Source organism: Cycloclasticus pugetii PS-1 (genome assembly GCF_000384415.1).
GTDB classification, from domain to species: Bacteria; Pseudomonadota; Gammaproteobacteria; order Methylococcales; family Cycloclasticaceae; genus Cycloclasticus; species Cycloclasticus pugetii.
The window spans coordinates 1,814,354-1,828,002 of record NZ_ARVU01000001.1; the positions used below are offsets into that span (position 1 = coordinate 1,814,354).

The window sequence follows — 13,649 nt, forward strand, 5'->3', positions numbered from 1 at the left end:
AACTTATTTGTTTTTAAGGTTCGCTTTTTTCATTAAACCTTCATATTGCTGTGACATAAGATGACTTTGCATTTGCGCAATGAAATCCATGACAACAACAACGATAATTAACAATGATGTTCCACCAAAATAAAACGGCACATTCCAATAAACAATCAAAAACTCAGGTAACAAACAAACAGCCGTAATATACATAGCACCAAGCAACGTTAATTTTGTAATAACCGCATCTATATATTTAGTTGTTTGCTCACCAGGTCGGATACCAGGAATAAAAGCACCTGATTTTTTAAGGTTATCCGACGTATCTCTTGAATTAAATACTAATGCAGTATAGAAAAAACAAAAGAATATAATCGCTGCTGCATAAAGCAACACATAAATTGGCTGCCCAGGAGATAACATACTAGATACATCTTGCAACCAACCCATTCCTTCACTGTTACCAAACCAACCTGCAATAGTTGAAGGAAATAAAATTATACTTGAAGCGAAAATGGGTGGGATCACACCTGCCATATTAAGCTTCAACGGTAAAAAACTAGACTGACCCGCCATCATTTTATTACCTTGCTGACGTTTAGCGTAATTTATAGTGATTCTTCGCTGAGCACGCTCAACAAAAATCACAAATGCCGTCACAGCAACAGCTATAAAGAACAGCATAATAACCATAAATGCGTTCATTTCGCCTGTTCTAACTAATTCGAGTGTACCACCAATAGCACTCGGTAATCCTGCAACAATACCACCAAAAATGATAATTGATATACCGTTACCAATTCCACGTTCAGTAACTTGTTCCCCTAACCACATAAGAAACATCGTCCCACTGACAAGTGTAACTACTGCAGTAAACATAAAAGCAAAACCTGGATTAAATACCACCGGTAAGCCGCCAGCAGATTGCCCTTGAATTGCTGTAGCAACACCAAACGCTTGAAACGTTGCAAGTACTACCGTGAAATAACGTGTATATTGAGTTATTTTACGTTTTCCAGATTCACCTTCTTTTTTAAGTTGCTCAAATTTTGGAACAACAGACGTCATTAACTGGATAATAATAGACGCAGAAATATACGGCATTATTCCAAGCGCAAAAATACTCAGTCTTTTGAGCGCACCACCTGAGAACATGTTAAACATATCAAGAATAGTTCCAGCTTGTTGCTCGAACATTAATGATAGTGCCTTAGGGTCAATTCCAGGAACTGGCACATGCGCACCAATACGAAACACGAACAAAGCACCAAGAACGAAAAACAATCGTTTTCGTAGTTCAGGTAGTTTGCTTAACCCGCCAGTTGCGCCTGAGGCTGATGAACCAAGTACAGACATTGATTAAGCTAAACTGCCGCCAGCTGCTTCGATTGCCTTAACGGCACCAGCAGTTGCAGAAATTCCTTGTAATTTTACCGCTGAAGTCAATTCACCAGATGAAATAATTTTAACTTTTTTAGTAAAAACAGGAACAATATTAGCGGCGATCAATGATTCAATTGTAACAATCTCATCATTTAAGTTATTTAACTCATGCAACCTAACTTCTGCTGTTAATTTCTTTTTAGCAGAGGTAAATCCAATTTTAGGAAGCCTACGCTGTATTGGCATTTGACCACCTTCAAAACCGATTTTAGGCATTCCACCTGATCGTGATTTTTGACCTTTATGACCACGACCACAAGTTTTACCTGATCCAGAGCCGATACCACGGCCAACGCGTTTTGCAGGTTTTGTACTACCAGCAGCTGGTTTAATTGTATTTAGTAACATTTTAAATCTCTTCTACGTTAAGCATGTAATGAATTTTATTGATCATGCCTCGATTTTCAGGTGTATCAATAACTTCAACTGATTGATTGATTTTGCGTAAGCCTAAACCAGCAACACATGCTTTATGTGATGCTAATCGACCATTCTTACTACGAATCATTGTTACTTTGATTTTCTTTTCACTCATTATTATTACCCGATGATATCAGCGACTGATTTTCCACGTTTCATAGCAACTTGTTCAGCATTCGTCATATCAGACAAACCTTTAATAGTTGCTCTAACAACGTTAGCAGGATTGTTACTTCCAACACATTTTGCAAGCACATCATGCACACCAACAACTTCAAATACAGCACGCATTGCGCCACCAGCAATAATACCAGTACCATCAGAAGCAGGTTTCATAAAGACTTCTGCAGCGCCATATTTAGCAGTAATTGGATATTGCAATGTATGCTCACTTAAATTAACTGTAACCATATTTTTGCGTGCTTGTTCCATCGCCTTTTGTATAGCTACAGGAACCTCACGTGCTTTGCTAATACCAAAACCAACACGACCGTTACCGTCACCTACAACAGCAAGTGCAGAGAACCTAAATTGACGTCCACCTTTAACTACTTTAGAAATTCTTCTAACGGTAATTAATTTTTCTTGTAAATCGTCTTGTTGATTATTTTGTCCAGGTTGTGATGCCATAATTGCCTCTAAAATTCCAATCCATTTTCACGTGCAGCGTCAGCTAGTGCTTTAACGCGGCCATGATATTTATATCCAGAACGATCAAAAGCAACTTCTTTTATACCTGCTTCTACGGCACGTTCAGCAATAGTTTTACCAACTACGCTGGCTGCTTCAATATTTCCACAATTTTTTACTGATGATTTAATATCACTTAATAGTGTAGATGCGGAAACAAGCACCTTAGATCCATCAGCAGTCATTACTTGTGCGTATATATGACGTGGTGAACGGTGCACGCTTAAACGTGCTTTTCCACTTTCTTTAATACGTGACCTTGTTTTGGTTGCTCTACGCAAACGTGAAGTTTTCTTATTCATTATTCCGCCTATTTCTTCTTAGCTTCTTTCATAACAACGTGCTCACCAACATACCTAATACCTTTACCTTTGTATGGTTCTGGTGAACGATATGCACGAATATTAGCAGCAACTTGACCAACTAATTGTTTATCACAACCCTTGATAACAATTTCAGTTTGAGAAGGTGTTTCAATCGTAATACCTTCTGGAATATCATATTCAACAGGGTGAGAAAAACCTAAGGTTAAGTTAAGAGTTTTTCCTTTAACCTGTGTTCTGTAACCAACACCACGTAATTCTAATTTCTTTTCAAACCCATCAGTTACGCCAACGACCATATTGTTAACAAGCGCTCGTTGAGTACCGGTTAATGCGATAGAACCTTTCACTTTATTATTTGCTTTAAAGGAAAGAACGTTATCGTTAACATCAATATCAACACACTTAAACAATTCACAGCTAAGCTCGCCATTTTTACCTTTAACAGATAAGTGACCGTTAGCATTGTTGAACTCTACACCTGCAGGCAATACAACTGGATTATTCGCAATTCTTGACATAATAAAACCTAACCTAACTTACGTAACAAAGAACTTCACCACCATGACCTTCAGCTCTCGCTGTACGATCAGCTAACAAGCCTTTAGATGTAGAAATAATAGCCACACCTAAACCACCCTTAACTTTAGGAAGTTCATCTTTTGATTTATAAATACGTAAACCAGGTTTGCTGACACGGTCGATTGTCTCAATAACTGGTTTACCTTGAAAATATTTCAACGTAATCTCTAACTCAGGCTTACTTTTTGAGTCTTCGATTTTAGTCGAACCACTTACAAAACCTTCTTGTTCTAAAATGTTAGCTAATGCTTGTTTTTTAGTAGAAAAGGGCATTCTAACTACAGCTTTTTCAGCAGACTGCGCATTACGAATGCGAGTTAACATATCTGCAATTGGATCACTCATACTCATTTTAATACTCCTTCTTTACCAGCTAGCTTTAGATAAGCCCGGTACATCACCGCGCATCGTAGCTTCACGTAACTTGTTACGTCCAAGACCAAACTTTCTATAGTAGCCATGTGGTCGACCGGTCATATTACAACGGTTACGAACACGAGACGCACTTGAATCACGAGGTAAAGACACTAATTTTGTTTGTGCCTCTGTTACTTGTTCAAAAGTAGACTTAGGGTTTCTAATAATTTCTTTAAGCGCTGCTCTTTTGGCAGCATATTTAGCCACTAAACGAATTCGTTTATTTTCTCTAGCTATCATTGATTTCTTAGCCATTTCTTAACCTTGTTGTTTAATGGGAAAATTGAATGCTTTCAATAAAGCACGACCTTGCTCGTCATTCTTAGCACTTGTCGTAATAGCAATATCCAGCCCACGTAGCGTATCAATCTTGTCGTAATCAATTTCAGGGAAGATTATTTGCTCAGTTACACCAAGAGAGTAGTTACCTCGTCCATCAAAAGATTTATCACTTAAGCCACGAAAATCCCTAATTCTAGGAATTGCAATTGAGATAAGTCTCTGAAGAAAATCATACATACGCTCATTTCTTAAAGTGACTTTACAGCCAATTGGCATATCGTCCCTTATTTTGAAACCAGCGATTGATTTTTTTGAAATCGTAATAATTGGCTTCTGGCTTGAAATCTTTTCTAGGTCAGAGACAGCATTTTGGATAATTTTTTTATCAGCAACAGCCTCACCAACACCCATATTAAGTGTTATTTTAGTGATCTTAGGCACTTCCATAACAGTCTTAAGATTCAATTCCTTTAATAAAGCAGGAATGATTTCTTTTTTATAGCGTTCTTCTAAATTTGACATAAAATTCTCTATTTCTTAAGCGTCAAGCACTTCATTATTTGATTTGAAGTAACGAACCTTCTTACCATCTTCAAGTACTTTAAAACCAACTCTATCAGCCTTGTTAGTTTGAGCATTATAGATAGCAACATTAGAGACATTGATCGGCATTTGCTTCTCAATAATCCCACCTTCAATACCTTTATTAGGATTAGGTTTTTGATGTTTTTTTACTGAATTAATTCCTTCAACCAAAACTTTTTCATCAGAAACAACAGAAAGAACTAGGCCTTTTTTACCCTTATCTTTCCCTGTTAAAACGATTACTTCATCACCTTTCTTTATTTTATTCATAATTAATTCAATCAGTTAAATCACTTCAGGCGCTAAAGAAATGATTTTCATAAACTTTTCATTCCTTAATTCGCGAGTAACAGGGCCAAATATACGAGTTCCAATTGGTTGCAAGTTTGCATTTAAAAGCACCGCCGCATTACCATCAAAACGAATAGCTGAACCATCTGGACGACGTATTGCTTTTCTTGTTCTAACGACGACTGCATTATGAACATCACCCTTTTTTACTTTGCCACGTGGGATCGCATCTTTAATGCTGACTTTGATGATGTCACCAATTTTAGCATAGCGTTTATGAGAACCACCTAGTACTTTAATACACATAACATTGCGGGCACCGCTGTTGTCTGCCACATCAAGTCTTGTCTGCATCTGAATCATTACTTAACTCCCACTCACTCTATTTAGTTTTTTCAATGATTTCATGAAGTTTCCATGATTTCGACTTTGAAACAGGTCGACAAGAAACTAAAGAAACGATATCGCCTTCAGAGCATTCGTTACTTTCGTCATGAGCATTATATTTAGTTGATCGTTTAATCACCTTGCCATACAAAGGATGTTTAACTTGACGAGTGACTTTTACAGTGATGCTTTTATCACCTTTATTGCTTGTCACAACACCAGATATAGTTCTTAGAGTCTGCTCTTTTGCACTCATTTAGATTCACCTGCTTGATCATTCAAAATAGTTTTAATACGAGCAATATCACCACGTACTTCACCAAATTGATGAACTTGATTTAATTGACCAGTAGCATTTTGCATACGTAAATTAAATTGCTCTTTTCTTAATTCAAGCAATAATTCGTTAAGCTCCTGAACTGTTTTTTCTCTTAATTCTGATGCCTTCATTACATTATTGTCCGTTCAGCAAATTTTGTTTTAAAAGGGAGTTTTGCAGCAGCTAAATCAAAGGCCTCAACTGCTAACTCTTTTGATACACCCTGCAATTCAAATAACATAGTTCCTGGTTTGATTTGCGCAACCCAGAATTCAACACTACCTTTACCCTTACCCATACGTACTTCAAGAGGTTTTTTTGTAATTGGTTTATCTGGGAACACGCGGATCCAAACCTTACCACCACGCTTAATATGACGTGTAATAGTACGACGACCAGCTTCAATTTGACGCGCAGTCATTCTACCGCGTTCAATAGATTTCAAGCCAAATTCACCAAAACTAACACTACTACCACGATGTGCAAGTCCAGTGTTTCTGTTTTTATGTGCTTTTCTAAATTTAGTTTTTTTTGGTTGTAACATATCGCTTACCTATTCTCCCGTCGCTTCCTTATTACCTAAGATTGGTAGGGCAGACTTTTCGTCAAAAACTTCACCTTTGAAGATCCACACTTTGATACCTAAAATACCATATGTAGTTAGTGCTTCAGTAAATCCATAATCAATATCAGCACGAAGTGTATGTAGTGGAACACGTCCTTCTCTGTACCATTCGTTACGAGCAATATCTGCACCGTTCAAACGTCCACTTACTTTAATTTTGATACCTTCAGCACCTAATCGCATGGTGTTAGTAACCGCTCTTTTCATTGCACGTCTGAACATAATTCGACGCTCAAGCTGTTGCGCAACACTTTCAGCTACTAAAAGAGCATCCAGTTCAGGCTTACGAATTTCCTCGACGTTTATCTGGACAGGCACACCCATGATATTACTTACTTCCGCACGTAGCGAATCAACATCACCACCTTTTTTACCAATAACAATACCAGGACGAGCCGTATGTATTGTAATTTGTGCATTACCCGCAGGACGATTAATTTGGATTTTGCTTACAGAAGCTGCCATTAATTTCTTTTTTAAGAAATCACGTGCAATTAAATCTTGTTTTAACATGTCAGGATACGCTTGTGAACTAGCATACCAACGCGAATTCCAATCTTTAACTATACCAAGGCGTATACCAGTTGGATGTACTTTTTGACCCATATTTATTTACTCTTTTATTTAGTATCACTAACTTCAATAGTTAGATGGCAGTTTCTTTTAAGAATTTTATTACCACGACCTTTAGCACGCGCTTTAAATCGTTTGTAAGTAGGTGCTTCATCAACAAATACTGTTGAAACATATAACTCATCTACATCAGCACCTTCATTATGTTCAGCATTAGCAATAGCAGAATTAAGAAGTTTCTTGAAACTATCTGCTGCTTTACGTGTACTAAAACCCAATAAATTCAAAGCACTCTCAACATCCATGCCTCTGATTTGATTTGCAACTAATCGGCCTTTTTGGGCTGAAAAATTAGCGTTTTTTAATTTAGCTTTAACTTCCATCACTGCACCAATGTTTATCTGGATTTTTTGTCAACAACATGACCACGGTATGTACGCGTTAACGCGAACTCACCTAATTTGTGGCCAACCATATTTTCGGTAATCAATACCGGCATATGCTGTCTTCCGTTGTGAATAGCTATCGTCAAACCAACCATAGTTGGCGAGATCATTGAACGTCTAGACCAAGTTTTAATTGGTCTACGATTATTACTTTCTGCGGCTGCTTCTACTTTCTTCATTAAATGAAGATCAACAAAAGGGCCTTTTTTTATGGATCTTGGCACAATATATCCTTAACGTTTTGTTCTATTTCTAACTATTAATTTATCAGTACGCTTATTTTTACGCGTCTTATAACCCTTTGTTGGCATACCCCATGGAGATACCGGGTGGCGACCACCAGAAGTACGACCTTCACCACCACCATGCGGGTGATCAACAGGGTTCATAGCAACACCACGTACAGTTGGTCTAACACCTCTCCAACGTTTTGCCCCGGCTTTACCAAGGGAAATCAAGCTATGCTCAGAATTACCAACTTCTCCGATAACTGCTCGACAACCAGATAAAACCTTGCGCATTTCGCCAGAACGTAACCTTAACGTAACATGGTCACCATCTCTCGCAACAATTTGCACAACAGCACCTGCACTACGTGCTATTTGGGCACCTTTATTTGGTTTTAACTCAACACAGTGTACTTGTGTACCAACAGGTATATTCCTCATTGGTAAACAATTGCCTACTGTAATTGGGGCTACTTCAGAAGAAATCACTTCATCACCAACATTTAAGTTTTTTGGTGCAATGATGTATCGTCTTTCGCCGTCATTATATAGTATCAGCGCAATATTGGCAGATCTATTTGGGTCATATTGCAGACTTTCTACCTTACCAGGTACATCGAATTTGTTTCTTTTGAAATCGATAATACGATAATGTTGCTTGTGACCTCCACCACGATGTCTTGTAGTGATCCTTCCGTTATTATTGCGCCCGCCTGACTTGCTTTTTTTAGCTAAAAGCGGCCCATGTGGTGCAGACTTACTAAGCTCAGCATTTTTTACTCTAATTACAAAGCGTGAGCCTGGTGAAGTTGGTTTTGATTTTACAATAGCCATAAGATTAATTTATCTTCCAGTTAGGCAGAAACAAATTCTATTTCTTGCCCAGATTTAATACGAACATACGCTTTTTTTACATCTGATCTTTTACCAAAACCTTTACCAAAGCGTTTAACTTTTCCTTTTACATTCAATGTTTTTACAGACTCAACATCTACACTAAATAGTTTTTCAACGGCAGCTTTGATATCAGCTTTATTAGCACTGCTATCAACCTTAAAGACATATTGATTATTAAGGTCAGCAGCAATAGAGCTTTTTTCCGTAACAACAGGCGCAGTAATTAACTGCAATAAGAATTCCTGATTCATTTTAAGCGCTCCTCTACTAATGCAATTGCATCAGCTGTTATACAAACTTTTTCATATGCTAGTAAAGAAACAGGATCAATTTCATAAGCAGTACAAACATCAACTTTTTGTACGTTTCTACTAGCTAATTGCAAATTAACGTCTTCAGCCGCTAAAACGATTAAAACATTACTTAGGCCATTTTCAGCCAATTTAGCATTTAATAATTTTGTTTTAGGTTCTTCAATACTTAGCTCATCAACAACTACCAATCTATCTTGACGGATAAGCTCAGATAAAATTGACTTCATACCAACAGCGTACATTTTTTTATTTAATTTTTTGCTGTGATCTTGAGGTTTAGCTGCAAACGTTACACCACCAGTTCTCCAAATAGGACTTCTGATTGTTCCTGCACGAGCACGACCAGTTCCTTTTTGTTTCCATGGCTTGATACCACCACCGCTTACTTCTGATCGAGTTTTTTGCGCACGTGTTCCTGCTCTAGCATTCGCCATATAAGTAACAACAAGTTGATGAATTATCCCCTCGTTATATTCTTGGCCAAAGACCGCTTCAGAAACATCTTTACCTACGACAGGCGTTTGAATATTCATAATTTTGCCTATTTATTTGTTTTAATAGCAGGTGTAATAACAATGTCACTATTCTTTGAACCCGGTATCGCACCTTTAATTAATACCACAGACTTGTCTGTATCAATTTTTACGATTTCAAGGTTTTGAGTAGTCACTCTTTCGTCACCCATGTGACCTGACATTTTTTTACCCTTTAAAACACGACCTGGTGTTTGACATTGCCCAATTGATCCAGGCGCACGATGTGATAAAGAGTTACCGTGTGTAGCATCTTGCATTTGGAAATTATAGCGTTTGATAACACCCGCATATCCTTTACCAATACTTTTGCCACGCACATCAATTTTTTGACCAGCTTCAAATATATCAAGTGATAAATCAGAACCTACTTCAAGGTCAGAGTCTTCTTCAAGTCTAAACTCCCATAAACCTCTTCCCGCTTCAACACCAGCTTTTTTGAACTGGCCCGCCTCAGCTTTATTAACTCGAGAGTTCTTTACATCACCCGTTGTTACCTGCACTGCAGAATAACCATCGGATTGTTCATTTAAAACACGTGTAACACGATTTGGCAAAATTTGTACTACAGAAACAGGAATTGACTCACCTTCTTCTGTAAACAATCTTGTCATTCCGCATTTACGGCCTACTAAACCTAAAGACATGATTTATCCTTTATTTTATATATTTAAAACTGATTTAATTCAGTTTAATTTGAACATCAACACCAGCTGATAAGTCTAGCTTCATCAGCGCATCAACAGTTTTATCAGTCGGCTCAACAATATCCATCATACGTTTATGCGTACGAAGCTCATATTGATCCCTTGCATCTTTATTAACATGCGGAGAAATAAGCACTGTAAAACGTTCTTTTTTTGTTGGTAAAGGAATAGGACCCATTACTTGAGCGCCTGTACGTTTCGCAGTCTCAACTATTTCACGTGCCGCATGATCTATTAAACGGTGATCAAAGCCTTTTAAACGAATTCTTATGGATTGTTTTGACATTTCAATTACTCAATAATTTTAGCAACAACACCGGCACCAACTGTTCGGCCACCTTCGCGAATAGCGAAACGTAAACCTTCTTCCATGGCAATCGGGTTGATTAATTTGACGGTCATTTGCACGTTATCACCTGGCATCACCATTTCGATACCTTCTGGTAAGTCACATGCACCTGTTACGTCTGTCGTTCTAAAGTAGAACTGTGGACGGTAACCGTTGAAGAATGGTGTGTGACGACCACCTTCATCTTTACCTAACACATAGACTTCTGCTTCGAAGTGTGTGTGAGGTGTGATTGATCCAGGCTTAGCTAATACTTGACCACGCTCTACGTCTTCACGTTTTGTACCACGTAGTAAGATACCAACGTTATCGCCAGCTTCACCTTGATCTAATAATTTGCGGAACATTTCAACACCGGTACACGTGGTTGTGACCGTGTCTTTGATACCAACGATTTCAATTTCTTCACCGACGTTGATAACACCGCGCTCAATACGACCGGTTACAACTGTTCCACGACCTGAGATTGAGAATACGTCTTCAACTGGCATAATGAAGTCGCCGTCTACAGCTCGTTCTGGTAATGGGATGTATGAGTCAAGCGCTTCAACTAGTTTAAGCACTGATGGAACACCAATGTCTGATGTATCGCCTTCTAGGGCTTTAAGTGCTGAACCTGTTACGATTGGTGTGTCATCACCTGGGAATTCGTACATGTCTAATAGTTCACGTACTTCCATTTCTACTAGTTCTAATAGCTCTTCATCGTCAACCATGTCCGCTTTGTTAAGGAATACGACGATGTATGGAACACCCACTTGACGTGATAACAAGATATGTTCACGTGTTTGCGGCATAGGGCCGTCTGCAGCTGAACATACTAGGATGGCACCATCCATTTGCGCCGCACCTGTGATCATGTTTTTAACGTAATCGGCGTGACCTGGACAGTCTACGTGAGCATAGTGACGTGTATTTGATTCATATTCAACGTGTGATGTTGCAATGGTAATACCACGCTCACGTTCTTCTGGTGCATTGTCAATTTCATCAAAGGCTTTAACTTCTCCACCCATGGCTTCAGCCATAACTTTCGTTAACGCAGCCGTTAATGTTGTTTTTCCGTGATCAACGTGGCCAATTGTGCCTACGTTTACATGGGGCTTATTTCTTTCAAATTTTTCTTTAGACATTGTAAATACCCGTCATTACTTAATATTAATAAAAAATTCTGCTTTTAATCTTTTCTTCTAACGCTTTAGGCACTTCAGCATAACTATCAAACATCATGCTGTATGTAGCCCTACCTTGCGTTGCAGACCTAAGGTCTGTTGCATAACCAAACATCTCGGCAAGCGGCACATCTGCATCAACCATCTTTCCAGCAGGACAATCATCCATACCATGAATAACCCCCCTACGCTTATTTAAATCTCCAACTACGTGACCCATGTACTCTTCTGGTGTAACCACTTCTACTTTCATCATTGGCTCTAGCACTTTAGGATCTGCTTTTGCTGCGCCATCTTTAAAACCAAGTGAGCCGGCTATTTTAAACGCCATTTCATTTGAGTCAACATCATGATACGAACCATCGTACAAAGTAACTCTAATATTTATCATGGGGTACCCTGCTAAAACCCCATTTTTCATTTGTTCTTTGACACCAGCCTCGACCGCACCAATATATTCGCTTGGTACTGAACCACCGACAATCGCATTTACAAACTCAAACTCTTGATCTTCTAGTGGCTCAATCTTCAACCATACATGGCCATATTGACCCTTACCACCAGACTGCCTTACAAACTTGCCTTCTTGCTTCACGACTTGACGGATAGTCTCACGGTAAGCAACTTGTGGTGTTCCAACATTGGCTACCACATTAAATTCTCTGAGCATACGATCAACGATTATCTCAAGATGAAGCTCACCCATTCCAGAAATAATTGTTTGCCCTGACTCTTCATCAGTATGCACTTTAAATGATGGATCTTCTTGTGCAAGCTTTCCCAATGCAACTGCCATTTTATCTTGATCTTGTATGGTTTTAGGCTCTACCGCAATTGAAATCACGGGATCCGGAAACTCCATACGCTCAAGTGTAATGGGTGCATTAATTGAACATAAAGTATCACCAGTAGTAACATCTTTTAGTCCAATTGCTGCCGCTATATCACCAGCATATACTTCTTTAACTTCTTGCCTATCATTCGAATGCATTTGCACCAATCGACCAATACGCTCTTTCTTATTTTTAAGTGGGTTATAAACAGTATCACCTGCTTTTAACACACCTGAGTACACTCTAAAAAATGTTAACGTTCCAACAAATGAATCCGTTAAAATTTTAAATGCTAATGCTGAAAATGGTGAGTCATCATCAGCACTTCTTATTTCTGGCTCTTCACCCTCAGATACTACTGAGGAAATAGCCGGCACATCTATCGGTGATGGTAAAAAATCCACAACCGCATCCAGCATTGCTTGTACGCCTTTGTTTTTAAATGCACTTCCACATAATACAAGCACTAACTCATTATTGAGAGTTCGTAAACGCAGTCCAAGCTTAATTTCTTCTTTAGATAACTCGCCAGAGTTAAGATACAGCTCCATTAACTCATCATTACCTTCAGCTGCTGCTTCAACTAACTGTTCACGAAGCGCTTCACATTCATCTTTTATTTCTTCAGGTATTTCACCTGTTACATGTGAAACACCCTTATCACTTTCATTCCAATAGATCGCTTGCATACTTATTAAGTCTACAACGCCTTTGAAAGCATCTTCAGCACCAATTGCATATTGCAAAGGCACTGCATTACAACCTAATCGAACTTTTAATTGATCGACCACACGCATAAAATTTGCGCCAGCCCGATCCATTTTATTCACAAACGCTATACGAGGCACTCTGTATTTATCTGCTTGCCGCCAGACCGTTTCCGATTGCGGCTCAACACCACCAACAGCACAGAAAACAGCACATGCTCCATCTAAAACTCTTAACGAGCGCTCAACTTCAATGGTAAAGTCAACATGCCCTGGTGTATCGATAATGTTGATACGATGCGTATCATACTGCTTATCCATCCCAGACCAGAAACATGTGGTGGCCGCTGAAGTTATCGTTATACCACGTTCTTGTTCTTGTTCCATCCAGTCCATGGTAGCTGAACCATCATGAACCTCACCCATTTTATGCGACACACCCGTATAAAACAAAACACGCTCTGTTGTTGTTGTCTTACCAGCATCAATATGAGCCATGATGCCTATATTCCGATAACGCTCAATTGGAGTACTGCGAGGCATCT

24 protein-coding genes are annotated in these 13,649 nt (G+C 38.7%); all 24 read right to left on the minus strand.

Annotated elements, in window-relative coordinates:
- Positions 1-3: 3 nt before the first annotated feature.
- Genes secY through fusA form a run of 24 tightly spaced genes read right to left on the minus strand, consistent with a single transcriptional unit; the run spans position 4 to position 13,647 of the window.
- Positions 4-1,338 carry a preprotein translocase subunit SecY gene (gene secY, locus CYCPU_RS0108785; protein WP_015006499.1) on the minus strand — a complete coding sequence of 445 codons (1,335 nt, stop codon included), beginning with the start codon at positions 1,336-1,338 and terminating at the stop codon, positions 4-6.
- 3 nt (positions 1,339-1,341) lie between these two features.
- Positions 1,342-1,773: a 50S ribosomal protein L15 gene (gene rplO, locus CYCPU_RS0108790; protein WP_015006500.1), complete on the minus strand. Its 432-nt coding sequence runs from the start codon at positions 1,771-1,773 to the stop codon at positions 1,342-1,344.
- Between the two features lies 1 nt (position 1,774).
- A complete protein-coding gene (rpmD, locus tag CYCPU_RS0108795; RefSeq protein WP_015006501.1) occupies positions 1,775-1,960 on the minus strand; it encodes a 50S ribosomal protein L30 in 186 nt (61 codons plus the stop codon).
- Positions 1,961-1,965: 5 nt separating this feature from the next.
- Positions 1,966-2,475 (minus strand): 30S ribosomal protein S5, encoded by a 510-nt coding sequence (gene rpsE, locus CYCPU_RS0108800; RefSeq protein WP_015006502.1) that lies wholly within the window; start codon positions 2,473-2,475, stop codon positions 1,966-1,968.
- A gap of 8 nt (positions 2,476-2,483) precedes the next feature.
- Positions 2,484-2,837, minus strand: coding sequence for a 50S ribosomal protein L18 (gene rplR / locus CYCPU_RS0108805; RefSeq protein ID WP_015006503.1), 354 nt, complete (start codon positions 2,835-2,837; stop codon positions 2,484-2,486).
- A gap of 8 nt (positions 2,838-2,845) precedes the next feature.
- Positions 2,846-3,379, minus strand: a complete 534-nt coding sequence (gene rplF / locus CYCPU_RS0108810) for a 50S ribosomal protein L6 (RefSeq protein WP_015006504.1) — start codon at positions 3,377-3,379, stop codon at positions 2,846-2,848.
- 13 nt (positions 3,380-3,392) lie between these two features.
- Positions 3,393-3,791, minus strand: a complete 399-nt coding sequence (gene rpsH / locus CYCPU_RS0108815) for a 30S ribosomal protein S8 (protein ID WP_015006505.1) — start codon at positions 3,789-3,791, stop codon at positions 3,393-3,395.
- A gap of 15 nt (positions 3,792-3,806) precedes the next feature.
- Complete coding sequence (gene rpsN, locus CYCPU_RS0108820) at positions 3,807-4,112, minus strand: 30S ribosomal protein S14 (RefSeq protein ID WP_015006506.1); 306 nt, start codon at positions 4,110-4,112, stop codon at positions 3,807-3,809.
- A 3-nt stretch (positions 4,113-4,115) separates the two neighbouring features.
- Positions 4,116-4,661 carry a 50S ribosomal protein L5 gene (rplE, locus tag CYCPU_RS0108825; protein WP_015006507.1) on the minus strand — a complete coding sequence of 182 codons (546 nt, stop codon included), beginning with the start codon at positions 4,659-4,661 and terminating at the stop codon, positions 4,116-4,118.
- Between the two features lie 15 nt (positions 4,662-4,676).
- Positions 4,677-4,994, minus strand: coding sequence for a 50S ribosomal protein L24 (gene rplX / locus CYCPU_RS0108830; protein ID WP_015006508.1), 318 nt, complete (start codon positions 4,992-4,994; stop codon positions 4,677-4,679).
- A 15-nt stretch (positions 4,995-5,009) separates the two neighbouring features.
- A complete protein-coding gene (rplN, locus tag CYCPU_RS0108835; RefSeq protein ID WP_015006509.1) occupies positions 5,010-5,378 on the minus strand; it encodes a 50S ribosomal protein L14 in 369 nt (122 codons plus the stop codon).
- A gap of 19 nt (positions 5,379-5,397) precedes the next feature.
- Complete coding sequence (rpsQ, locus tag CYCPU_RS0108840; RefSeq protein ID WP_015006510.1) at positions 5,398-5,658, minus strand: 30S ribosomal protein S17; 261 nt, start codon at positions 5,656-5,658, stop codon at positions 5,398-5,400.
- Positions 5,655-5,852, minus strand: a complete 198-nt coding sequence (gene rpmC / locus CYCPU_RS0108845; RefSeq protein WP_015006511.1) for a 50S ribosomal protein L29 — start codon at positions 5,850-5,852, stop codon at positions 5,655-5,657. Before rpmC ends, rpsQ begins: the two co-directional genes overlap by 4 nt.
- Positions 5,852-6,265, minus strand: coding sequence for a 50S ribosomal protein L16 (gene rplP, locus CYCPU_RS0108850; RefSeq protein ID WP_015006512.1), 414 nt, complete (start codon positions 6,263-6,265; stop codon positions 5,852-5,854). The genes rpmC and rplP overlap by 1 nt, the downstream gene beginning before the upstream one ends.
- A gap of 9 nt (positions 6,266-6,274) precedes the next feature.
- Positions 6,275-6,952: a 30S ribosomal protein S3 gene (gene rpsC, locus CYCPU_RS0108855; protein WP_016389918.1), complete on the minus strand. Its 678-nt coding sequence runs from the start codon at positions 6,950-6,952 to the stop codon at positions 6,275-6,277.
- 14 nt (positions 6,953-6,966) lie between these two features.
- Entirely contained in the window at positions 6,967-7,302 is a 336-nt protein-coding gene (rplV, locus tag CYCPU_RS0108860; RefSeq protein WP_015006514.1) for a 50S ribosomal protein L22, read from the minus strand.
- Between the two features lie 14 nt (positions 7,303-7,316).
- Positions 7,317-7,589, minus strand: a complete 273-nt coding sequence (gene rpsS / locus CYCPU_RS0108865) for a 30S ribosomal protein S19 (protein ID WP_015006515.1) — start codon at positions 7,587-7,589, stop codon at positions 7,317-7,319.
- A gap of 9 nt (positions 7,590-7,598) precedes the next feature.
- Positions 7,599-8,426: a 50S ribosomal protein L2 gene (gene rplB, locus CYCPU_RS0108870; protein ID WP_016389917.1), complete on the minus strand. Its 828-nt coding sequence runs from the start codon at positions 8,424-8,426 to the stop codon at positions 7,599-7,601.
- Between the two features lie 20 nt (positions 8,427-8,446).
- Positions 8,447-8,740, minus strand: a complete 294-nt coding sequence (gene rplW, locus CYCPU_RS0108875; protein WP_015006517.1) for a 50S ribosomal protein L23 — start codon at positions 8,738-8,740, stop codon at positions 8,447-8,449.
- Positions 8,737-9,336 (minus strand): 50S ribosomal protein L4, encoded by a 600-nt coding sequence (gene rplD / locus CYCPU_RS0108880; RefSeq protein WP_020162519.1) that lies wholly within the window; start codon positions 9,334-9,336, stop codon positions 8,737-8,739. The genes rplW and rplD overlap by 4 nt, the downstream gene beginning before the upstream one ends.
- Before the next feature lie 8 nt (positions 9,337-9,344).
- Entirely contained in the window at positions 9,345-9,983 is a 639-nt protein-coding gene (gene rplC, locus CYCPU_RS0108885; RefSeq protein ID WP_015006519.1) for a 50S ribosomal protein L3, read from the minus strand.
- Between the two features lie 34 nt (positions 9,984-10,017).
- A complete protein-coding gene (gene rpsJ, locus CYCPU_RS0108890) occupies positions 10,018-10,329 on the minus strand; it encodes a 30S ribosomal protein S10 (RefSeq protein WP_015006520.1) in 312 nt (103 codons plus the stop codon).
- A 5-nt stretch (positions 10,330-10,334) separates the two neighbouring features.
- On the minus strand, positions 10,335-11,525 hold the full coding sequence (tuf, locus tag CYCPU_RS0108895; RefSeq protein ID WP_015006521.1) for an elongation factor Tu: 1,191 nt from the start codon (positions 11,523-11,525) through the stop codon (positions 10,335-10,337).
- A 25-nt stretch (positions 11,526-11,550) separates the two neighbouring features.
- On the minus strand, positions 11,551-13,647 hold the full coding sequence (gene fusA / locus CYCPU_RS0108900) for an elongation factor G (RefSeq protein ID WP_020162520.1): 2,097 nt from the start codon (positions 13,645-13,647) through the stop codon (positions 11,551-11,553).
- Positions 13,648-13,649: the final 2 nt, after the last annotated feature.